This window comes from Synechococcus sp. R6-10 (genome assembly GCF_047461815.1).
Taxonomy (GTDB): domain Bacteria; phylum Cyanobacteriota; class Cyanobacteriia; order Thermostichales; family Thermostichaceae; genus Thermostichus.
In genome coordinates, this window is sequence record NZ_JANSHW010000514.1 from 1 (window position 1) to 561 (window position 561).

General features: G+C 48.3%; 1 pseudogene. It reads right to left on the bottom strand.

What is annotated here, in order from left to right:
• Positions 1-561: pseudogene (locus NW837_RS12980) on the bottom strand (hypothetical protein); the annotation flags it as partial.

Sequence of the window (561 nt, forward strand, 5' to 3'; positions counted from 1 at the left end):
CCTTCCATAAATACATTTAGGAGTGCAGATTGAGGCTCTTCAGTATGGAACAGATAGATTGCTTTACTTAGTTGTTCACGCTCTTGCAGCATTCGCTCTTCGTAGCCCAGCCTATCTTCAATTGATGGCAGTCTTCTGGACAGGAAATGGCTGTAGTGTGTTTTGATAATTTCGTCCATTAAGCTGTCAGCACTCCAGTACTCTGGAGATGTGTCTGGGATGTTCCTAAAAACACCGCTGGTGTATGCACATAATCTTACGGTAGGGCTGATGTACGCAAAGTGGGTCGTCCGCCGTCCACCCCTGCTTTCATGCTGCCGCTTATAGTTCAGGTAGGCAATACGATGCAAAGCCACAGAAGTTTTACCCGTGCCTGGTCTGCCGACAACTACGATACAAGGTTTATCGGTACGGATTGCCTCGTTCTGCTCCTCGTCAATCGTCCGCACGATGTCTCGCATCATCCCGTCGCTATATCGAGCGAGCATTTCTTCTAAGTAATCGGAAAATAACCGTTCGGGGTCTATCTGCAGGTCGCCGTAGAAGGAAAGGCGTTCACAT